The 21,215-nt window shown below is 68.8% G+C and carries 20 protein-coding genes; 10 read left to right on the top strand and 10 right to left on the bottom strand.

Annotated features, from left to right (window positions below):
* Positions 1-120: 120 nt before the first annotated feature.
* Positions 121-1,857: a DUF3556 domain-containing protein gene (locus tag AWC18_RS00920; RefSeq protein ID WP_085137098.1), complete on the top strand. Its 1,737-nt coding sequence runs from the start codon at positions 121-123 to the stop codon at positions 1,855-1,857.
* 15 nt (positions 1,858-1,872) lie between these two features.
* Here AWC18_RS00920 and AWC18_RS00925 read toward each other — a convergent pair whose 3' ends face one another.
* Positions 1,873-2,445, bottom strand: coding sequence for a TetR/AcrR family transcriptional regulator (locus AWC18_RS00925; protein ID WP_085137100.1), 573 nt, complete (start codon positions 2,443-2,445; stop codon positions 1,873-1,875).
* Positions 2,446-2,570: 125 nt separating this feature from the next.
* On the opposite strand from AWC18_RS00925, the gene AWC18_RS00930 reads away from it, so the two are divergent.
* The 5 genes from AWC18_RS00930 to secG all read left to right on the top strand — a co-directional run bounded on the left by AWC18_RS00930 (position 2,571) and on the right by secG (position 6,593).
* Positions 2,571-3,179, top strand: a complete 609-nt coding sequence (locus tag AWC18_RS00930; RefSeq protein WP_085137102.1) for a hypothetical protein — start codon at positions 2,571-2,573, stop codon at positions 3,177-3,179.
* Between the two features lie 102 nt (positions 3,180-3,281).
* Positions 3,282-4,304: a type I glyceraldehyde-3-phosphate dehydrogenase gene (gene gap, locus AWC18_RS00935; RefSeq protein ID WP_064997120.1), complete on the top strand. Its 1,023-nt coding sequence runs from the start codon at positions 3,282-3,284 to the stop codon at positions 4,302-4,304.
* A 5-nt stretch (positions 4,305-4,309) separates the two neighbouring features.
* Positions 4,310-5,548 (top strand): phosphoglycerate kinase, encoded by a 1,239-nt coding sequence (locus AWC18_RS00940; RefSeq protein WP_085137104.1) that lies wholly within the window; start codon positions 4,310-4,312, stop codon positions 5,546-5,548.
* Positions 5,545-6,330, top strand: coding sequence for a triose-phosphate isomerase (tpiA, locus tag AWC18_RS00945; protein ID WP_064997118.1), 786 nt, complete (start codon positions 5,545-5,547; stop codon positions 6,328-6,330). The genes AWC18_RS00940 and tpiA overlap by 4 nt, the downstream gene beginning before the upstream one ends.
* A 29-nt stretch (positions 6,331-6,359) precedes the next feature.
* On the top strand, positions 6,360-6,593 hold the full coding sequence (gene secG / locus AWC18_RS00950; protein WP_064997117.1) for a preprotein translocase subunit SecG: 234 nt from the start codon (positions 6,360-6,362) through the stop codon (positions 6,591-6,593).
* Positions 6,594-6,717: 124 nt separating this feature from the next.
* On the opposite strand, the gene AWC18_RS00955 is transcribed toward secG, so the two are convergent.
* The 6 genes from AWC18_RS00955 to tkt are packed head-to-tail and all read right to left on the bottom strand — an operon-like array spanning position 6,718 to position 13,567.
* A complete protein-coding gene (locus AWC18_RS00955) occupies positions 6,718-7,116 on the bottom strand; it encodes an ATPase (protein ID WP_085137106.1) in 399 nt (132 codons plus the stop codon).
* Positions 7,116-7,859 carry a 6-phosphogluconolactonase gene (gene pgl / locus AWC18_RS00960; RefSeq protein ID WP_064997115.1) on the bottom strand — a complete coding sequence of 248 codons (744 nt, stop codon included), beginning with the start codon at positions 7,857-7,859 and terminating at the stop codon, positions 7,116-7,118. Before pgl ends, AWC18_RS00955 begins: the two co-directional genes overlap by 1 nt.
* Positions 7,856-8,764 (bottom strand): glucose-6-phosphate dehydrogenase assembly protein OpcA, encoded by a 909-nt coding sequence (gene opcA, locus AWC18_RS00965; protein ID WP_076050137.1) that lies wholly within the window; start codon positions 8,762-8,764, stop codon positions 7,856-7,858. Before opcA ends, pgl begins: the two co-directional genes overlap by 4 nt.
* Positions 8,761-10,317 (bottom strand): glucose-6-phosphate dehydrogenase, encoded by a 1,557-nt coding sequence (gene zwf, locus AWC18_RS00970; protein ID WP_085137108.1) that lies wholly within the window; start codon positions 10,315-10,317, stop codon positions 8,761-8,763. The genes opcA and zwf overlap by 4 nt, the downstream gene beginning before the upstream one ends.
* Positions 10,318-10,321: 4 nt before the next feature.
* Positions 10,322-11,434: a transaldolase gene (tal, locus tag AWC18_RS00975; RefSeq protein WP_085137110.1), complete on the bottom strand. Its 1,113-nt coding sequence runs from the start codon at positions 11,432-11,434 to the stop codon at positions 10,322-10,324.
* Between the two features lie 33 nt (positions 11,435-11,467).
* On the bottom strand, positions 11,468-13,567 hold the full coding sequence (gene tkt, locus AWC18_RS00980) for a transketolase (protein WP_085137144.1): 2,100 nt from the start codon (positions 13,565-13,567) through the stop codon (positions 11,468-11,470).
* A gap of 209 nt (positions 13,568-13,776) precedes the next feature.
* Here tkt and AWC18_RS00985 point away from each other — a divergent pair, with 209 nt between their 5' ends.
* A complete protein-coding gene (locus AWC18_RS00985) occupies positions 13,777-14,700 on the top strand; it encodes a heme o synthase (RefSeq protein ID WP_064997112.1) in 924 nt (307 codons plus the stop codon).
* On the opposite strand, the gene AWC18_RS00990 is transcribed toward AWC18_RS00985, so the two are convergent.
* A complete protein-coding gene (locus tag AWC18_RS00990) occupies positions 14,697-15,176 on the bottom strand; it encodes an NUDIX hydrolase (protein ID WP_085137112.1) in 480 nt (159 codons plus the stop codon). The genes AWC18_RS00985 and AWC18_RS00990 overlap by 4 nt on opposite strands.
* A 169-nt stretch (positions 15,177-15,345) precedes the next feature.
* On the opposite strand from AWC18_RS00990, the gene AWC18_RS00995 reads away from it, so the two are divergent.
* Entirely contained in the window at positions 15,346-16,932 is a 1,587-nt protein-coding gene (locus tag AWC18_RS00995) for a PPE family protein (RefSeq protein WP_085137146.1), read from the top strand.
* A 64-nt stretch (positions 16,933-16,996) separates the two neighbouring features.
* The gene (locus AWC18_RS01000) at positions 16,997-18,604 is read left to right on the top strand and encodes a PPE domain-containing protein (RefSeq protein WP_085137148.1); all 1,608 of its coding nucleotides are present in this window, start codon (positions 16,997-16,999) and stop codon (positions 18,602-18,604) included.
* Here AWC18_RS01000 and AWC18_RS01005 read toward each other — a convergent pair.
* Positions 18,601-19,584, bottom strand: a complete 984-nt coding sequence (locus tag AWC18_RS01005) for a quinone oxidoreductase family protein (protein ID WP_085137150.1) — start codon at positions 19,582-19,584, stop codon at positions 18,601-18,603. The genes AWC18_RS01000 and AWC18_RS01005 overlap by 4 nt on opposite strands.
* Positions 19,585-19,615: 31 nt before the next feature.
* On the opposite strand from AWC18_RS01005, the gene AWC18_RS01010 reads away from it, so the two are divergent.
* Positions 19,616-20,323, top strand: a complete 708-nt coding sequence (locus tag AWC18_RS01010; protein ID WP_085137114.1) for a DcsG N-terminal domain-containing protein — start codon at positions 19,616-19,618, stop codon at positions 20,321-20,323.
* On the opposite strand, the gene AWC18_RS01015 is transcribed toward AWC18_RS01010, so the two are convergent.
* Positions 20,279-21,214: a COX15/CtaA family protein gene (locus tag AWC18_RS01015; RefSeq protein ID WP_085137152.1), complete on the bottom strand. Its 936-nt coding sequence runs from the start codon at positions 21,212-21,214 to the stop codon at positions 20,279-20,281. The two genes, AWC18_RS01010 and AWC18_RS01015, sit on opposite strands and share 45 nt — an antisense overlap.
* Position 21,215: the final 1 nt, after the last annotated feature.

Here is a 21,215-nt window from a genome sequence, read left to right on the forward strand (position 1 = left end):
AACCACGCCCACCACCCCCACGAACTCCTCCAACACGACCCCGACCCACCCGAATGACCCTCGCGCGCCTGCACGTGCCGCTATAACAGAACGGGCACACGGCAGGGAGTGAGGACAGGTATGGGGTTCATCAAACCGTCGGTTCCCGACGCCGACCCCACAACGTGGCGCGACACCCCGTGGCCGACCCGGATCCAGGTCTGCAGCAGGCACTGGGCCGAAGAGGGTTTCGGCACCCCGTCCGGGGTCTACCTGATCTACCTGCTCAAGATCGCGGCCTACGCCGCGGGCGCGGCGGCGGTCATCGCGCTGACCCCGGGCCTGGGCGAGCTCGGGCGCATCGCCGACTGGTGGACGCAGCCGATCGTCTACCAGAAGCTCGTCGTCTTCAGCCTGCTGTTCGAGATCCTGGGCCTGGGCTGCGGATCCGGCCCGCTGACCGCCCGGTTCTGGCCACCCATCGGCGGCGTCCTGTACTGGTTGCGCCCCAACACAATCCGGTTGCCGCCCTGGCCCGACAAGGTGCCATTGACCCGCGGCGACACCCGCACCGTGGTCGACGTCGCGCTGTATGCCGCGGTGTTGGGCTGCGGTGTCTGGGCATTGCTGTCACCGGGGCAGGGCGACCCCGCGCCGGTGGGTCTGCTGGACCCGATGGTGGTGGCGCCGGTGGCCGTCGCACTGGTGCTGCTCGGTCTGCGGGACAAGACGATCTTTCTGGCCGCGCGCGCCGAGCACTACGGCCTGACGCTGCTGGTCTTCTTCTTCCCCTACGTCGACCAGATGGCCGCGTTCAAACTCATCATCCTCGGACTGTGGTGGGGTGCGGCCACCTCCAAGCTCAACCACCACTTTCCCTACGTGGTCGCGGTGATGACGAGCAACAACGCCCTGCTGCGCGCGAAGATCTTCACCGGCCTCAAGCACCTGATGTACCGGGACCACGTCAATGACCTGCGGCCCACCCGGATACCGCAACTGATGGCTCACGTCGGCGGCACCACCGCCGAATTCGTCGTGCCCGCGCTCCTGGTGCTCGTCGCCGGCGATCACCCGTGGCGGTGGTTCCTGATCGCGTTCATGGTGATCTTCCACCTCAACATCCTGTCCAACCTCCCGATGGGAGTCCCGTTGGAATGGAACGTGTTCGTACTCTTCTCGCTGTTCTTCCTGTTCGGGCAGCACCCCGAGATCAGCGTCTACGACCTGCGGTCGCCGTTGCTGATCGCGATCCTGTTCGTCGGGCTGATCGTGATCCCGGTCGCCGGAAACATGTTCCCCCACCAGATCTCCTTCCTCCCGGCCATGCGCTACTACGCCGGAAACTGGGCGGCCAGCTTCTGGTGCTTCCGGGCCGGCACCGAAGACATCGTGGAGGCCAAGGTGGTCAAGAGCTCCGCGCTGGTGATCAACCAGCTGGCGAAGTTCTACGACCAGTCCACCGCCGACCTGGTCGCCGACAAAGTGCCGGGGGCGTTCCGCGCCATGCACCTGCAGGGCCGGGCCCTCAACGGCCTGGTGCCCCGGGCGCTGGGGCCCGCCGCCCCGGCCGACTACAACATCCGCGACGGCGAGATCATCGCCGGTCCACTGATCGGATGGAACTTCGGCGAAGGCCACCTCCACAACGAGCAGCTGCTCGCCGCGGTGCAGCGCCGCTGCAAGTTCGCCGAGGGGGACCTGCGGGTGATCGTGCTCGAAGGCCAGCCCATTCACCGCAAGGAGCAGGCCTACCGGATCGTCGACGCCAAAACCGGGCTGATCGAAGCCGGGTATGTGGCGGTGGCCGACATGCTCAGCCGCCAGCCGTGGCCCGAACCCGGCGACGAGCTGCCGGTTCGGATCACAGCCCGCTAGCGCTTCTGCTCGGCGTCAGCGCGGCGTCACGTAGGGGACCAGCACGTCGTCGACAAGCTCGGTGATCAGCTCATCGGTGATGGGGTCCCCGGAGATCAGAAGCCGATGCCACAGCACGCTCTGGGCGAGCTCCCGCGCGATCTCCACCGAGACGTCGGCGCGCACGTCACCGCGCTGAATCCCACGGGACAGCAGCATGGACATCTCCTGCTTTCGCCACTCGATGACGCCGCCGCGAAACGCCGCGGCGAGTTCGGCGTCGTGTGCCATCGCCGCGACCACTGCGGGTAGGGCGGTGGCCTGCGGGCCGGTGAAAAGGTCGACCCAGCCCCGCAACACGGCCAGCATGTCCGTCCGGTAGCTGCCGGTGTCCGCGTGCGGAATCGTCGTCACCGCCGTGCGAAGCAGCACGTCGCGCAGCAGCGCGCGCCGATCCGGCCAGCGGCGGTACAGCACGGGCTTGCTGGTCTTGGCGCGGGCGGCAACCGCCTCCATGGTGACCGCGCCCGGCCCCTGCTCGGCGAGCAGGGCGAGGACGGCCGTCTGGATCGCCGCCTCCAGTGCGGCGCCGTGTCGACGCTCGGCCATGGGGTTGCCCCTTTCGGAAATAGACCGCGAACCGTCCCGCGCTGAGAAACGCTTGCGTTCCTTCATTGCTGCACGGTACCGTTGCGGCGATAAGAAACGATACCGTATCTTGACGGGAGTGGGTCATGACGCGTCCAGTGGTGTTTCCGCTACGCAGTGTTGATACGGCCAGGGTGCGGTACAGCGCCGGACCCCATCACCGGCGCCGCATCACGATCGACCATCGGCCCTTGGCGGGGGTGACTCCGCCGATGCTGCTGGACTGGTTCACGCACATCGGCGACACCATCGAGTACGGCGGCACGGTGATCAACCGCTATCTGGCCTGGCATCCGATCGATCACATTCGCTGGGAGCTCGCTCGCCCGGCACCCGGTGGGGGAGCCGGCGAGGGTGCCCACTTCCGCATCGTCGAACGGTTCGGCGGCAATCCGGCATTCACCGTCGACGTCACCGATCGGGTGGAGAAACTCGACGAAACCGGGATACGGCTGGTCCAGCGCATCGCCGGAATTGCCGTTCTCCAGCTGGAACACACCTGGTCGGCATGCGCGGAGGGTGCGCACTACGTCAGCGTCATGGACATCGGAGCCCGCTCGGCGCTGCTGTCGCCGCTGAACCGCTACACCCATCGGCGCTTTCCCGATGAGATGGTCCGCGCCTGGGTGCGCCACAACATCGAAGAGGTCGGCCAACTCGAGCATCTGCTTCCGCAACTGACCGGCGTAGTGTAGGGCGGCGCCCGCCACCGCTGAGCCACGTGAGCGGCGCCCGCGGGCCGCCCACTAGGCTGACCACGGAAACATCGGTCGGCATAAAGACACAAGGAGAGCGCAGTGACGGTCCGGGTAGGCGTGAACGGCTTCGGCCGCATCGGGCGGAACTTCTTCAGGGCATTGGACGCACAGAAGGCCCTGGGCAACAACACCGACATTGAGATCGTCGCGGTCAACGACCTGACCGACAACGCCAGCCTGGCGCATCTGCTGAAGTTCGACTCCATCCTGGGCCGGCTGCCCCACGACGTCAGCCTCGAAGGCGACGACACCATCGTCGTCGGCAACACCAAGATCAAGGCCCTCGCGGTCAAGGAAGGCCCGGCGGCCCTGCCGTGGGGCGACCTGGGCGTCGATGTCGTCGTCGAGTCCACCGGCATCTTCACCAACGCCGCCAAGGCCAAGGGTCACCTGGACGCGGGCGCCAAGAAGGTCATCATCTCCGCGCCGGCCACCGATGAGGACATCACCATCGTGCTGGGCGTCAACGACGACAAGTACGACGGCAGCCAGAACATCATCTCCAACGCCTCGTGCACCACGAACTGCCTCGGCCCGCTGGCCAAGGTGCTCAACGACGAGTTCGGCATCGTCAAGGGCCTGATGACCACCATCCACGCCTACACCCAGGACCAGAACCTGCAGGACGGCCCGCACAGCGACCTGCGTCGCGCCCGCGCCGCCGCGATCAACATCGTGCCCACCGGTACCGGCGCCGCCAAGGCGATCGGCCTGGTGCTGCCCGAGCTGAAGGGCAAGCTGGACGGTTACGCGCTGCGGGTGCCGATCCCCACCGGCTCGGTCACCGACCTGACCGCCGAGTTGAGCAAGTCGGCATCGGTGGACGACATCAACGCCGCCATGAAGGCCGCCGCCGAGGGCCCGATGAAGGGCATCCTGAAGTACTACGACGCACCGATCGTCTCGAGCGACATCGTCACCGACCCGCACTCGTCGCTGTACGACGCCGGGCTGACCAAGGTCATCGACAACCAGGCCAAGGTGGTGTCCTGGTACGACAACGAGTGGGGCTACTCCAACCGCCTGGTCGACCTGATCGCCCTCGTCGGCAAGTCCCTGTAAGCGCCGTGGCACACAAGACGCTCGACGACCTTCTTGCAGAAGGGGTTTCGGGTCGGGGCGTGTTGGTGCGCTCCGACCTGAACGTCCCCCTCGACGAGCACGGCGCCATCACCGACGCGGGGCGCATCACCGCGTCGGTGCCCACGCTGCGCGCGCTGGTGGATGCCGGCGCCAAGGTCGTGGTGACTGCTCACCTGGGTCGGCCCAAGGGCGGGCCGGACCCCAAACTGTCGCTGGCGCCGGTCGCGGCCGCACTCAGCGAGCAGTTGGGCCGGCATGTCCAGCTGGCCGGTGACGTGGTCGGCACCGACGCCCTGGCCCGCGCCGAAGGGCTGACCGACGGTGACGTGTTGCTGCTGGAGAACATCCGGTTCGACGCACGGGAGACCAGCAAGGACGACAACGAGCGTCTGGCCCTGGCCCGGTCACTGGCCGAGTTGGTCGCCGCGCCGGATGGTTCGCCGGGGGCGTTCGTCTCCGACGGGTTCGGTGTGGTGCATCGCAAGCAGGCCTCCGTCTACGACATCGCCACGCTGCTCCCGGCGTACGCCGGGACTCTGGTCGCTGCCGAGATCGCGGTGCTGCAGCAGCTGACCGAATCCACCGAGCGGCCCTACGCCGTGGTGCTGGGCGGGTCGAAGGTCTCCGACAAGCTGGGCGTGATCAAGTCGCTGGCCACCAAGGCCGATTCCATCGTGATCGGCGGCGGCATGTGCTTCACCTTCCTGGCCGCTCAGGGGCTGCAGGTCGGGACGTCGCTGCTGGAGGCCGACATGGTCGACACCTGCCGGCAGCTGCTGGATGACTATGCCGATGTGCTGCGGTTGCCGGTGGACATCGTCGTCGCCGACAAGTTCGACGCAGCCGCCACCGGCGAGATCGTCGCTGCGGACGCGATTCCGGACGGCAAGATGGGGCTGGACGTCGGTCCGGGTTCGGTGGAGCGGTTCGCCGCCCTGCTGTCCAACGCCAAGACCATCTTCTGGAACGGGCCGATGGGCGTGTTCGAGTTCCCGGCGTTTGAAGCCGGCACCCGGGGAGTGGCCGAAGCGATCGCCGCGGCCACGACCAAGGGCGCCTTCAGCGTCGTCGGCGGGGGCGACTCCGCCGCGGCGGTACGGGCGCTGGGCCTGCCGGAGGACGGCTTCTCGCACATCTCCACCGGTGGTGGGGCGTCCCTGGAATACCTTGAGGGCAAAGCACTGCCCGGCCTGCAGGTTCTGGAAACCGGAGGAGCGTCATGAGTCGTAAGCCGCTGATCGCCGGCAACTGGAAGATGAACCTCAACCACTTTGAGGCCATCGCACTGGTGCAGAAAGTGGCCTTCGCGCTGCCGGACAAGTACTTCGACAAAGTGGACGTCACGGTGCTGCCACCGTTCACCGACCTGCGCAGCGTGCAGACCCTGGTCGACGGCGACAAGCTTCGGCTGACCTTCGGCGCCCAGGACCTCTCGCAGCACGACGCGGGCGCCTACACCGGCGAGATCAGCGGCGCGTTCCTGGCCAAGCTGGGCTGCACCTTCGTCGTGGTCGGGCACTCCGAACGTCGCAGCTACCACGGCGAGGACGACGCGCTGGTGGCCGCGAAGGCCGCCGCCGCGCTCAGGCACGGCCTGACTCCGATCATCTGCATCGGCGAGCACCTGGAGATCCGGGAGGCCGGCAACCACGTCGAGTACTGCCTGGAGCAGTTGCGCGGATCGCTGGCCGGGCTGAGTGCCGAGCAGATCGGTGCCAGCGTCATCGCCTACGAGCCGGTGTGGGCCATCGGCACCGGCCGGGTGGCCGGGGCGGCCGACGCCCAGGAGGTCTGCGCGGCTGTGCGGGCCGAGTTGGGCAAGCTCGCCTCGCCCAAGATCGCCGACACCGTGCGGGTGCTCTACGGCGGTTCGGTCAACGCCAAGAACATCGGCGAACTCATCGGCCAGCCCGATGTGGACGGCGGCCTGGTCGGCGGAGCCTCGCTCGACGGTGAGCAGTTCGCCGTGCTGGCGGCGCTGGCCGCCGGTGGGCCGTTGCCGTGACGCGCCATGGTGAACGGTAGGGTAGCGGCATGATTTTGACGCTGCAGATTCTCTTGGTGATCACCAGCCTGCTGGTGATTCTGCTGGTGCTGCTGCACCGCGCCAAGGGTGGCGGCCTGTCGACTCTGTTCGGTGGCGGGGTGCAGTCCAGCCTGTCCGGCTCGACCGTGGTCGAGAAGAACCTGGACCGGCTGACCTATTTCGTCATCGCCATCTGGTTGATCTCGATCGTCGCCGTCGGCCTGCTCATCAAGTACGCCTGATCCCGGCCAGTCGGCCACCTGCCGTACCCGGCCGGCCCCGGTCGCCCGCGAGATCCCGCTGACGCAGGTCGCTACTCGCACTTTCCCTGCGTGAATCCGATCTCGCGGCGGGAGGGAGCGCGCGTCAGCGCGCCACGCGATTACGCATGGCGTTGAGCACCCCGCGCACCACGTTCTCGGTCGCGGTCAGCGGAGCCATGGCGGTCTCACCGACTTCGACCAGGTAGTCGATCCGGCTGACGATGGCCTCCACCGGTTCGATCAGGGTGGCCAGGCGGCTGGCCAGGTCATCCAGGCTGGACATGGTCTCCTCAAGATGGTCCAGGCCGCTGCCGAGGCGCTCGATGGTCGCGTTGAGGTTGGACAGTGAACTGTTGAGCTCGTTCATGGTGCCGCCCAGACCGTCCAGAACATCCTCGAGCTGTCCGACCGTCACGTCGGCGTTCAGGGCCGCCTGAGCCAGGGTCTTGAGTCGCTTACGTTCCGTGCCGGAGCCTGAGCTTCTGTCTGCCATAGCGCTCATTATGACGTGGCGGGCAGCAGCGAGGCTGCCGCTTCGTCGAGCAGCCACACCGTCTGCTCGCGCCCCGTCGCCCCGGCGGCGGGCACCGCGACCGGGTCGGCGCCACCGACCGCGGCGGCCACCGCCTCGGCTTTGGACTCCCCGGCCACCACCAGCCACACCTCGCGGGAGCGTCGGATCGCGGGCAGCGTCAGGGTGATTCGCCGCGGCGGGGGCTTGGGCGAGTCGGGTACGCCGACCACCAGCCGGGTGTCTTCGCGGACGGCCGCGGTGTCGGGAAACAGCGAGTTGATGTGGCCTTCGGCGCCCATGCCCAGCAGGTGCACGTCGAAGTCCGGCGCGGGCTGGCCCGGTTCGGCGTTGGCCGCCAGTACCTCCTGGTAGGCCTGCGCGGCGGCGTCGAGGTCGTCGCCGTAGTCACCGTCGCTGGCCGGCATGGCATGCACGTTGGCGGCGGGAATGTCGATGCGGCCCAACAACGCTTCGCGAGCCTGCTTGTCGTTGCGGTCGCCGTCGGCCGCCGGAACGAAGCGGTCGTCGCCGAAGAACAGATGCACGCGTGTCCAGTCGATCCGCGCGGCGTGCTCGCCGAGGCGATGCAGCAACGCGATGCCGTTACCGCCCCCGGTCAGCACGACCAAGGCCCGGCCCCGGGCGGCGATGGCCGCTTCGATGGCGTCGGCCAGCCGGTCACCGGCCGCGGCGACCAGCGCGGCGGCATCGGGGTAGGTCGCAACGATCACAGATACTCCACTTCTTCCAGGCCCGTCAGTGCGGCGCCGTAGATGACGTCCGGATCCAGCCGGCGCAGATCCTCGGCCAGGCACTCCGCGGTGACCCGCCGGGGCAGCGGCACCAGGCCCGCGGGCCTCCCGGTGCGGCTCAAGGTGGCGGTGACCCCGTCCTGCGGGCGGCTCAGCGACACGGTCTCGCTGTCGCGGGTCAGCTCGACCTTCAGTTCGCCGACAGCGCGCCGCACCGGACCGTCGATGCGACTGGCCAGCCAGCCGGCCAGGATGTCCAGGGCCGGTTCGGTCGCCAGCCCAGAGACCGTCGCCGAGCGGATCGGCTCGAACGGCGGTTGATCCAGCGCCGAGGCGAGCAGCGCCCGCCAGTAGGTGATGCGACTCCACGACAGGTCGGTGTCACCGGCGGTGTAGCCGTCCCGGCGGCTGTTGATCGCCGCCCGGGGGTCGGGGGCATTGGTGGCGTCGGTGATCCGCCGCAACGCCAGGGCCCCCAGCGGGTCGGTCGCCGGTGTTGCGGGCGCGACATCGGGCCACCACGCGACGACCGGGATGTCGGGCAGCAGGAACGGCACGACGACCGCGTCGGCGTGATCGGCCAGCGGCCCGTACAGTCGCAGCACCACCACCTCGCTGGCGCCGGCGTCGCCGAACATCCGTATCTCGGCGTCCAGGCGGGAGTCACCGGCATTGCCCCCGCTGATCACCGCGATCACCCGGCTGGGGTGTTCTTGGCTGGCGATGTAGGCCGCCTCGATGGACTCATCGAGCAGCGCATCGGATTCCAGGGCGATGATCAGGGTCAGCACCCGGCCGGTCGTGGCGGCCCCGACCTGCTCGCGAATCGCGTTGAGCTTCTTGTTGATCGCGGTGGTGGTGGTGTTGTCCAGCTGGATGATCATGGCCGCCGCCATTCCCGGCCGGAGCGCGTGAGCATGTCGAACGCCGACTGCGGCCCCCAACTGCCGGCCACATACGGCTCGGGCTTGCCGTGTTGGGCCCAGTTCTCCAGCACCGGATCGAGTATCTGCCAAGACAATTCGACCTCGGCATTGACCGGGAACAGCGACGGCTCGCCCAACAGCACGTCCAGGATCAGACGCTCGTAGGCCTCCGGTGAATCCTCGGAGAACGTCGATCCATAGGAGAAGTCCATATTGACGTCGCGGACCTCCATCAAGTGGCCGGGCACCTTGGACCCGAACCGCAGGGTGATCCCCTCGTCGGGCTGCACCCTGATCACGAGTGCGTTCTTGCCCAACTCGTCGGTCATGGTGTCGTCGAACGGCAGGTGCGGTGCCCGCTTGAACACCAGCGCGATCTCGGTGACCCGCCGGCCCAGGCGTTTGCCGGTACGCAGATAGAACGGCACGCCGGCCCAGCGCCGGGTGTCGACCTCCAGGGTGATCGCCGCAAAGGTCTCGGTCCGCGAATCGTGGGCGAACCCCTCCTCGTCGAGCAGGCCCACGACGTGCTCGCCGCCCTGCCACCCGGCGGCGTACTGGCCGCGAGAGGTGGTCTCATCCAGGGGCTGCGCCAAGCGGGTGGCGGAGAGCACCTTGATCTTCTCGGCCTGCAGTTCGGCGGGGGAGAAGCTGACCGGCTCCTCCATCGCCGTCAGCGCCAGCAACTGCAGCAGGTGGTTCTGGATCACGTCGCGCGCCGCACCGATGCCGTCGTAATAGCCGGCGCGCCCGCCCAAGCCGATGTCTTCGGCCATGGTGATCTGGACGTGGTCGACGTAGTGGGCGTTCCAGATCGGGTCGAACAGCTGGTTGGCGAAGCGCAGCGCCAAAATGTTCTGGACCGTCTCCTTGCCCAGGTAGTGGTCGATCCGGAACACCGATTCCTCGGGGAACACGCTGTTGACCACGCTGTTGAGTTCGACGGCGCTGGCCAGGTCGTGACCGAACGGCTTCTCGATCACCACCCGGCTCCACCGGCCGTCGCGCGGCCGCGCCAGCCCGGTCGAGTGCAGCTTCTCGCAGACCACCGGAAAGGCCCCGGGCGGAATCGACAGGTAGAAGGCGTGATTGCCGCCGGTGCCGCGCTCGGCGTCGAGCTGCTCCAGGGTCTGTGCCAGCCGGGCGAAGGCCTCGTCGTCATCGAATGTGCCCGTGACGAACCGGAATCCGGACGCCAGCCGATCCCACACCACCTGCCGGAACGGGGTCCGGGCATGCTGTTTGACGGCCTGGTAGACCACGTCGGCGAAGTCTTCGTCGGCCCAGTCCCGGCGGGCGAAGCCGACCAGCGCGAAGGTGGCCGGCAGCAACCCGCGGTTGGCGAGGTCGTAGATGGCCGGCATCAGTTTGCGCCTGGCCAGGTCACCGGTGACCCCGAAGATCACCACGCCGCATGGGCCGGCGATGCGGGGCAGGCGTTTGTCTCGCTTGTCGCGCAGCGGGTTGTGCCACCCCGGCGGGGTGTTTCGCGCTGCCCCGGCGCCGGCCATCAGATCACTTGGTCTCTTGCAGCTGAGCTGCCGTGGCGTCCAACAGCTCGCCCCAGGACGCTTCGAACTTCTCGACGCCCTCCTTCTCCAGCACCAGGAACACGTCGGTCAGGTCGATGCCCACCGCTGCGAGTTGGTCGAACACCTCTTGTGATGCCGACGCGGTGCCGGCGATGGTGTCACCGGTGATCTCGCCATGGTCGGCGACCGCGTCCAGCGTCGCCTCGGGCATCGTGTTGACGGTATGGGCCGCGACCAGCTCGGTGACGTAGAGGGTGTCGGGGTAGTCCGGGTTCTTGACCCCGGTCGACGCCCACAACGGTCGCTGCACCCGGGCGCCCTCGGCCGCCAGCGCGGCAAAGCGCTCGCCGGCGAACACTTCCTCGTAGGCGGCGTAGGCCAGTCGGGCGTTGGCCAGACCGGCCTTGCCGCGCAGGGCCAGGGCCTGCGCCGAGCCGATCTTCTCCAACCGGGCGTCGATCTCGGTGTCCACCCGGGACACGAAGAACGACGCCACCGAGTGGATCTTGGACAGGTCGTGCCCGGCTGCCTTGGCCGCTTCGAGACCGGCCAGGTAGGCGTCCATCACCTCGCGATGCCGTTCGACGGAGAAGATCAGCGTGACGTTGACCGAAATCCCTTCGGCCAGTACCGCGCTGATGGCCGGCAGGCCGGCCTTGGTGGCCGGAATCTTGATGAAAAGGTTCGGCCGGTCGACGATCTTCCACAGTTCCACGGCTTGGGCCACGGTCTTATCGGTGTCGTGGGCCAGCCGCGGATCGACCTCGATCGACACCCGTCCGTCCACGCCGTCGGTGGCCTCCCACGCCGCAGCCAGCACATCGCAGGCGTTGCGCACGTCGTCGGTGGTCACGGTGCGGATCACCGCGTCCACGTCGGCGTCGCGAGCCGCCAGCTCGGCCAGCTGCGCGTCGTAGGCATGCCCCTTCTCCAGCGCCTTCTGGAAGATGGTCGGGTTTGTGGTCACCCCGACCACGCTGCGGGTGGCGACGAGCTCGGCCAGGTTGCCCGACGTGAGCCGGTCGCGGGACAGATCATCGAGCCACACTGAGACGCCTGCGGCGCTGAGAGCGGCAAACTTCGGGTTCTGAGTCATGTTGCGCTCCTTCTCAATCGGCTTCGAATGCCGTCAGTTATCCAGGGTTCTCAGCGCCGCGGCGGCGACGGCCTCCGCGGTCAGACCGAACTCGCGGAACAGCGTTTGGTAATCCGCGGATTCGCCGTAGTGCTCGATCGACACGATCTCGCCGGTGTCGCCGACGATCTTGTGCCAGCACTGCGCGATACCCGCCTCCACGGCCACCCGGGCCGACACCGACGGCGGAAGCACGGCGTCGCGGTAGTCGGCCGGCTGGGATTCGAACCACTCCAGGCAGGTCATCGACACCACGCGGGCGCGGATGTCCTGGGCCGCCAACAGCTGCTGCGCCTCGACCGCGAGTTGCACCTCTGAGCCGGTGGCGATCAACAGCACATCGGGGTCCTGGGCACCTGCGGATTCCAGACCGCCCAGCACGTAGCCTCCGCGTGCCACGCCGTCGGCGTCGGTGCCCTCGATGATCGGCACATTCTGCCGGGTCAGGATCAGCCCGACCGGGCCACTGCTGGCGCCGCGGGCCAGGATGGTGCGCCAGGCGTAGGCCGTCTCGTTGGCGTCGGCCGGTCGCACCACCGACAGCCGGGGGATGGCACGCAGCGCAGCCAGGTGCTCGATCGGCTGGTGCGTCGGACCGTCTTCACCGAGGCCGATCGAGTCATGCGTCCACACGTAGATCGGGTCGATGTCCATCAGCGCCGCCAACCGCACCGCGGGCCGCATGTAGTCGGAGAACTGCAGAAAGGTGCCGCCGTAGGCGCGGGTGGGCCCGTGCAGCACGATGCCGGACAGGATCGAGCCCATCGCGTGCTCGCGGATGCCGAAATGCAGGGTGCGGCCGTAGGGGTCGGCGGTGTACTCGCCGGTGGAGATCGAAGCCGGTCCGAACGACTTGACGCCGTCCATGGTGGTGTTGTTGCTGCCCGCCAGATCGGCTGAGCCGCCCCACAATTCGGGAAGCTTGGCGCCCACCGCGTTGAGTACCTTGCCGGACGCGGCGCGGGTGGCAACCGCCTTGGAGCCCGGCTCCCAGTAGGGCAGCTCGGAGTCCCAGCCGTCGGGGAGTTCACCGGCGAGCAGCCGGTCCAGCAGCGCCTTGCGCTCCGGCTCACGGGCCGCCCACGCCTCGAACTGCTCCTGCCAGTCGGCGTGTGCCTGCTTGCCGCGTGCCACCAGCCCGCGGGTGTGGGTGATCACGTCTTCGCGGACGTCGAATGTCTTGTCCGGGTCGAACCCGAGTGCGGACTTGGTGGCGGCCACCTCGTCGCTGCCCAGTGCCGAACCGTGGATGGCGCCGGTGTTCATCTTGCCCGGCGAGGGGTAGCCGATGATGGTGCGCAGCGAGATGAACGACGGCTTGTCGGTGACGGCCTTCGCGTTGGCGATGGCCTCCTCGATGCCGGTCACGTTCTCGCCGCCCTCGACCTCTTGGACGTGCCAGCCGTAGGCCCGGTAGCGGGCCGCGGTGTCCTCGCAGAAGGCGATCGCGGTGTCGTCTTCGATGGAGATCTTGTTGTGGTCGTAGAACACGATGAGGTTGCCCAGCTGCTGGACGCCGGCCAGCGAGGACGCCTCACTGGTGACGCCCTCCTGGATGTCGCCGTCCGAGGCGATCACGTAGATGAAGTGGTCGAACGGGCTCTCGCCGGGGGCGGCTTCCGGGTCGAACAACCCGCGCTCGTAGCGTGCGGCCATCGCCATGCCGACCGCGGAGGCCAGGCCCTGACCGAGCGGGCCGGTGGTGATCTCCACGCCCTTGGTGTGGCGGAACTCCGGGTGGCCCGGGGTCTTGGAGCCCCAGGTGCGCAGCGCCTCGATGTCGGCCAGTTCCAGCCCGAAACCTCCCAGGTAGAGCTGGATGTACAGCGTCAGGCTGGAGTGTCCGCAGGACAGCACAAACCGGTCGCGGCCCAGCCATGCGGTGTCGGACGGGTCGTGGCGCATCACCCGCTGGAACAGCGTGTAGGCCAGCGGTGCCAGGCTCATCGCGGTGCCCGGATGGCCGTTGCCGACCTTCTGCACCGCGTCAGCGGCAAGCACCCGGGCGGTGTCGACTGCGACAGAGTCGATCTCGGCCCAATCTGCGGGGTGGTGCGGGGCGGTAAGAGCGGAGATCTCTGCGGCGGTGGTCACGAACTTCAGGTCCTCATCTTCGGGATAGGTCTTCACAACAGGCCGAGTTGCAACTCTCACCCTAGTGCGGGCGAGCGCAGCGTTGCAGGTCGGCGTCGCCGTGTGGATTCACCGTGAATTGACCCTGCGATTCGGACGACCTGGCCAAGCGGTCTACCATCGTCGGTAGTAGAAGCTGGCTTCGCAGCTGCCATCCTAGGAGTCATCACGTGAGTATTCGCGAGCGCGCTGAGCCGCGCCGAATACGCGCTGTGCGCAGCACGTTGTTGGCCTACCTGTCGCTGACCAAGCCCCGAATCATCGAATTGTTGCTGGTCACGACCATTCCGGCGATGCTGCTGGCAGACCGCGGCACGGTGAATCCGCTGCTGATCTTCAACACGCTTATCGGCGGGATGCTGGCCGCCGCCAGCGCCAATGCACTGAACTGCGTGGTCGACGCCGACATCGACAAGGTGATGAAGCGCACTGCGTTGCGACCGCTGGCCCGCGAGGCGGTGCCGACCCGCAATGCTCTGGTGTTCAGCCTGGCGCTCGGCGCCGGCTCATTCGTGTGGCTGTGGCGTACCACGAACTTGATCTCGGGCCTGCTGGCCGTGGCCACCATCGCGTTTTACGTGCTGGTCTACTCGATGATGCTCAAGCGGCGTACCTCGCAGAACGTGGTGTGGGGCGGCGCGGCCGGTTGCATGCCGGTGGTGATCGGCTGGTCGGCGGTCACCGGCACCATCGGCTGGCCGGCACTGGTGATGTTCCTGGTGATCTTCTTCTGGACGCCGCCGCACACCTGGGCGCTGGCCATGCGCTACAAGGAGGACTACGCGGCGGCCGGGGTGCCCATGCTGCCGGTGGTCGCCAGCGAGCGTGTGGTCACCCACCGGATCGTGGTTTACACCTGGGCGACGGTGCTGGCGACGCTGGCGCTGGTGCCCGCCGCGGGCTGGCTGTACGCCTCGGTCGCGGTCCTGGCCGGCGCCTGGTTCCTGGCCATGGCCCACCAGCTGTACGCCGGTGTGCGTCGCGGTGAGCCGATCAAACCGCTGCGCCTGTTCCTGCAGTCGAACAACTACTTGGCGCTGGTCTTCTGCGCACTCGCAGTGGACTCGGCCATCGGGCTGCCCACCCTGTTCTAGCCGGCGCCGCTCCATTCGAACCGGGTGTCCCGGCCCTCGTCGAGCGCGGCATCGATCCGCCGCCGCATCCGCTCCGGCATGTCGGGCAGCGCTTCGCGCGGGTACCAGCGCGCGTCGGTGCTCTCCTCGTCGGCGGGGTAGGGCTCGCCCGCCACCCAGCGCATCACGAAGACGTGGTCGAGGTACTGCGCCCGGTCACCGTTGACATGGGTGATCGGCGGCGTGACGTGCACCCAGGCCAGCCGCACGGGTGCCGCCGTGACACCGGTCTCCTCGGCGACCTCGCGCACCGCGGTGTCCGCGGGCTCTTCGCCGGGATCCACGATCCCGGTCACCGGCGCCCAGATGCCGTTGTCGGCGCGTTCGACGAGTAACACCTCGTCGTTGCGAATGACCACCGCCGTCACGCCGATCAGCCACAGCGGTGCGTGGCCGATATGGGTCCGGAGATCCACGATGAACTGCGGGGTCGGCATGTGAACGATGGTGCCAGCCGGGCCAACAGCGACACAGCAGCAACGCAGGGAACGCGTGGGCGCAGAGCCTGGTGCGGACGCTCGCACCCGCGGTTCGATCTTTGAGAATGAAAATCATATTCATTTGTCGACGTGGCGGTGGCCGGTGACCTCCGGGCTGCCGATCTGGATGGCGTCTCCTCCCGAGGTGCACTCGGCCCTATTGAGCGCAGGCGTAGGGTCCGGTCCGCTGCTGGCTGCCGCGGAGGCGTGGTCGGCGCTGGGCGCCCACTACGCCGAAGCCGCCGACCAGCTCGTCGAGATTCTGGGTGTGGTTCAGGCCGGCGCCTGGCACGGACCGAGCGCCGAGTCCTACCTGGCCGCTCACGCGCCCTATGTCGCCTGGCTGAACCGAGCCGCCGCGGACAGTGCGGCAGCGGCGGCCCGACATGAGACGGCCGCCGCTGCCTATGTCAGCGCGGTGGCCGCCATGCCGACCCTGGCGGAGTTGGCCGCCAATCACACCGCCCACGGTGTGCTGACGGCGACGAACTTCTTCGGTGTCAACACCATTCCGATCGCGCTCAACGAGGCCGACTACGTGCGGATGTGGGTGCAGGCCGCAACGACCATGTCGACCTATCAGGCCATCAGCGGTGGGGCGGTGGCCGCCGCGCCCCAGCCGCTCTGCGCGCCGGAGATCGTGAGATCGCACACCGCGGATCCCACGGACGACGACAACCCGCTCGGGTTGCCGCAGTGGTTGGTGGACGCACTGGAGAAACTGGGTATCGGAGACAGCCAGTTGGCGCATGACCCGACGATCAACACGTCTTTCGACCAAGCCATCGCGCACCTGCTGCAGAGCGTCGGCTACCGCTGGGATCCCGCCGCGGGCACGCTGAACGGGTTCGACTACGACTACTACTCCAACCCGGCCCAGCTGAGCTTCTGGGTGGCGCGGGCGCTGGAACTGCTGGAGGACTTCCAATACTTCGGCCAGCTGCTGAATCAGAATCCGGGGCAGGCCATCGCGTGGTTCATCAGTTGGCAGCTGTTCGACTTTCCGACGCACATCCTTGAGGTGTCGCAGTTCGTGGCGCAGAACCCGGCCCTGTTCGCTGCGCTGGCCGTCCCTGCCGTCGCGCCCCTGGGCGTGGCCGGCGGCGCGGCGGGGTTCGCGGGATTGGCCGCGCTGCCTGCACCGGGCTCTGCTCCGATGCCCTTGGCTCCGGTGCCCGATCTTCTCCCGGCGCTCGGGTCCGCGGCGACTCCCGCAGCGCCACCACCACCGCCGGCACCGGCGCCGGCATCAATCCCCGCTGGTGCAGGGGCTGGCGGTGCATCCGTGCCGGCCCCGGCTGCTGCGGCGTCGCCCGGGGCGCCGTTCTTTCCCCCGTACCTGGTTGGTCCGCCCGGAATCGGTACCGGCTCGGGCATGCCCGCCCGTGCCGGTACGTCACGCAAGGCCGGTGAGCCCCACGGCGCGGCGGCTGCCGCTACGGCGCCCGCGGCCGGAGACCTGCAGCGGTCCCGGCGTCGCCGGCGTGCCGGACGGCGACGGCCGGACGACGCTGTCATGGACCTGAACATCACGGTGACGCCGCACTGCGCTGAGCCGGCCGTGATCGCGTCATCGCGCGGAGCACCCGGATTCACCGGGACGACGGCGCATGACGGTGCCTCCGCTGTGGGGCTGACGCGGTCTACCGGTGGTGCCTTCGACGACGAACCGCGCCTGCCGCTGCTGCCGGGAAACTGGCCGGATACGAAGTAGGGGAGTTCGGCTACCCGAAACCATAGATTCGCTAGAGTGAATTCTCGTGTTCGGCCCGGTGTGGATGGCGTCGCCGCCCGAGGTGCATGCGGCGCTGCTCAGTGCCGGCCCCGGCCCCGGACCGCTGCTCGGGGCCGCCGGCGCCTGGTCCTCGTTGAGCGAGGCCTACGAGCAGACCGCCGCGGATCTGACCGCACTGCTGGCGTCGGTCGCGTCCGGGTTGTGGGACGGAGTCGCGGCCGAGCAGTACCAGGCGGCGCACCTGCCGTATCTGGAGTGGTTGCAGCGGGCTGGGGCGGACAGCGCCCGGATGGCCCTGGTACACGAACAGGTGGCGGCGGACTATACCGCCGCGTTGGCAGCGATGCCGACGTTGCCGGAGCTGGCCGCCAATCACACCACCCACGCGGTGTTGGTGGCCACAAACTTCTTCGGTATCAACACCATTCCGATCGCGCTCAACGAGGCCGACTACCTGCGGATGTGGGTGCAGGCCGCCGCCACCATGGCGGCCTATCAGGTGGCCTGCGAAGCCGCGGCTGCAGCGGCCCCCAGCGTCACCGCGGCGGCTCCGATCCAGAAGGCGGCCGTGGACTCCTCGTGGTGGACGCCGCAGCCGATCACCGAGCACCCCCTGCAGCAGCTGGTCGATTTCCTTGAGCCCCTGCTGAAGAGCCTCGGAATCGAATCCGGCCGCCCAAGGATCGACACCATCCCCAATGCCCTGACGACCGCTATCGCGGACTTCCTGCGGACCGTCGGGATCAATTGGGACCCGTCCGCCGGAGCACTCAACGGACTCAACTATGAGCTCTACGTCGATGCCACCAAACCGATCTGGTATCTCGCGCGGGGTCTGGAGCTGTACCAGGACTTCCTGATGGTCACCCAGGACCCGACTCAGATCATTCCGGCGCTGCAGTACTTCGTGGCGCTGGCGATCTTCGACTGGCCCACCCATATCGCCCAGTTGCTGCAGGCGGTCAGCCAGCCGGCGGCGATGGTCGCCGCGGCGGGCGCCGTGGTGGCTCCCGGCGGCGGCCTGGCCGGCCTCGCCGGGTTGGCTGCGCCGGTGCCCGTGACTGCCGCGGCCACGGTGCCGGCGACACCGGCGTTGGTGGTCAACGTGCCCGGGGCCGCGGTGGGCTCGTCGGTGGTGGCGCCGCCGGCCCCTCCGCCCGCCGGGCCGCCGGCCTCCGCCCCGGCCGGTGCCGGCGCCCCGGCCCCGGCGCCGGCGCCACCGGCGCCCGTGCCCGCCAGTGCGCTGATGCCCTACCTGGTAGGCGGCGGGCCGGGCATCGACACCGGCTCGGGTGTGGGTGCGCACGTCGGCGCACCGGCCTCCGCCCAGCGCAAGGCGCCCACCCCGTCTGCCGCCTCGGCTGCCGCGGCCCAGGCGGCGCTGCGGTCCCAACGGCAGCGCCGGCGCAAGACCCGACCGGGTCACGAGGATGCGGTGATGGATCTGACGGTCGGCGTCACCCCGGACTGGGGGCCGACACCGGCATCGGAGCACGGCGCCGGCGACCTGGGCCGCGCCGGGGTGGCCCGCACCGAACAGTCCCGGCCGCTGGGGCTGACCCGGATGGCGGCGGCAGAATTCGCCGGTGGTCCGCGGAAGCCGTTGCTGCCCGAGACCTGGAACGCCGGCGAGGCCGACCGCAGAAGCTAGGCGTCGAGCACGATCGAACCGACGGTGTGGCGGCCCTGCAGATCGCGGTGGGCCTGGGCCGCGTCCGCCAGCGGATAATGCTTACTGACCGTCACCGTGATCGTGCCATTGCCGATCGCCTCGAACAGTTCGCCTGCGCGCCACGCGAATTCCGGTGCGGTACGGGTGAAGTGAGCCAGGTTGGGGCGGGTCAGGTAGACCGAGCCCGCGGCATTGAGCCGCTGCGGGTCGACCGGAGGCACCGGACCGCTCGCCGCGCCGAACAGCGCCAAGGTGCCCCGGACAGCGAGGCTGGCCAGGCTGGCGTCGAATGTCGCCGCGCCCACCCCGTCGTACACCGCGACCACCCCGCCGTCGACCAGCTCCCGGATCGCAGCGCCGAATGCCGCGGCGTCCTGCGGGTCCGGGCCGGGATAGTCGAGCACCTCCACGGCGCCCGCCTGCCGCGACAACTCCGCTTTGGACGGACTCGAGACCGTGGTGATCACCCGGGCGCCGAGTGCGGTGGCCCACTGGGTCAGGATCAGCCCCACCCCGCCGGCGCCGGCATGCAACAACACGGTGTCGTCGGGCTGCACGGGGTACACCGACTTGATCAGGTAGTGCGCCGTCAGGCCCTTGAGCAGTGCGGCCGCGGCCACGTCGGACTCAATGCCGTCCGGAATGGGCGCGGTCAAAGACGCCGGCGCCGTGCAGTATTGCGCGTAGGCCCCGGTGGCCGCCGCCGTCACCACACGATCGCCCACCGCCAGGGCGGTCACTCCCGCACCGACCTCGGCGACCGTGCCCGCGGCCTCATTGCCCACCACGAACGGCAGTTGGGCGGGATAGATCCCGGAGCGGAAATACGTGTCGATGTAGTTGACCCCGACCGTCTCGACCCGGATCAACACCTCACCGGAGGCAGGGGAGGGCTGTGGTCTGTCGACCAGGGTCAAAACCTCTGGGCCACCGGTCGCGGCCACTTCCACGGCGTGCATGGTGACTATCATCTCCGACCATGAGGTCTGCATGAAGCTGGCCCGGCCCGACATCTTCCATCCGCGCATTGTGCTGGCGGTCGATCCGGTGCGCGGTCACCCCGAGGAAGTCGAGACGGCCCACGGCGCCGAGGACGACGCCGGCCTGATCGCGGCGTTGCGTCACCGCGGGCTACACGCTCGCCGACTGCCCTGGGATGAGCCGGAGACGCTGGCGGCGGATCTGGTGATCCTGCGGACCGCCGGGGGTGCACGGCGTGCGGAGTTTCTGGACTGGACCAGACGGGTGACCCACCTGCTGAACCCGCCGGAGGCGGTGGCCTGGAACGCCGATAAGCGCTACCTGGCCGACCTGCAGTGCGATGGGGTGCCGACGCTGACGGGGCAGCCTCCGGGTGAGCTGAGCGCGCTGGTGTTCTTCGGCGCCGGCCGATCGCATGCGTTCGGCGCCGCGGGATCCGACCCGGACTTCGAACTGTGGGATGTCGGACGTGCCGCCCTGCGCTCGGCCGCCGAGCGCTTGAGCATCCGGATCGAAGAGCTGCTCTACGCCCGCGTGGACGTAGCCGGAACCGCCGCGGATGCCCGTCTGGTCGGCCTGGATCTGATCGCGCCGCAATTCGGTTTCAGCGAACTCGACGCCGATGAACGACACCGGGCGCAGCGCCGCTTCGCCGTCGAAGTCGGGGCCGCTCTAGAGCGACTCGGGCTGGGTCCGCTGGCGCAGCGACGCCCATAGCGCGGCGGTCGCCCCGGTGACCAGCACCGCACCGGCCACATGCAGGGTGACCAGCACGGCGGGCACCCCGGTGAAGTACTGGACCACACCGATCAGTCCCTGGGCCAGGGTCAGGGCGGTCACCACCGCCAGCCGGCGCGTCACCGGCCTGGCCGCCTGCACCGCGGCCAGCCCGAAGGCCAGGCCCACCAGCAGCCCCAGGAATCCGATCAGCAACGACTCGTGCAGATGGGCGAGCGTGGCGACCTCCACCTTCAGGCGAGCCACCGTGCGGGCCGCGCTCTTGTCGCCGGCGTGCGGGCCGGCGGCGGTCACCAGGGTGCCGGTCACCAGCACTGCCGCCAGCGTGACCGCGCACAGTGCGGTCAACCCCCGCAACGGTGCCGGGACCCGGTAGCTCACCACCGCCGACTGGTCGTCGGTCTGGCCGACTTTGACGTAGAACTGCACCGCCAGCCACACCATCAGCATGGAGACCAGCAGGTGCACGGCCACGGTCCACCAGGCCAGCCCGGTGCGTACCGTGATGCCGCCGATCACCGCCTGGGCCACGGTGGAGCCGGGCATCAGCCAGGCGTACACCAGGACCTCGGTGCGCCGCCGGGCCCGGATCACGGCCAGTACCGCCAGCGCCGCGGTGATCACCACGGCGAAGGTGACCATCCGGTTGCCGAACTCGATGGCCTGATGAATCCGCGGCACCTCCGAGACGGCCACCGGGACGTAGCTGCCCGGGAAGCACTGCGGCCACGTCGGGCAACCCAAGCCGGACGCGGTGACCCGAACGATCGCACCGGTGACCGAGATGAATCCCTGGGTGAAGACGACCGCGGCAGCCAGCCACCGCTGGGTGCGCAGGCCTGGTTCGGGCAGCAGGTCCACCAGGCGCATC

The organism is Mycolicibacter nonchromogenicus, assembly GCF_002101775.1.
Lineage (GTDB): Bacteria > Actinomycetota > Actinomycetes > Mycobacteriales > Mycobacteriaceae > Mycobacterium > Mycobacterium nonchromogenicum.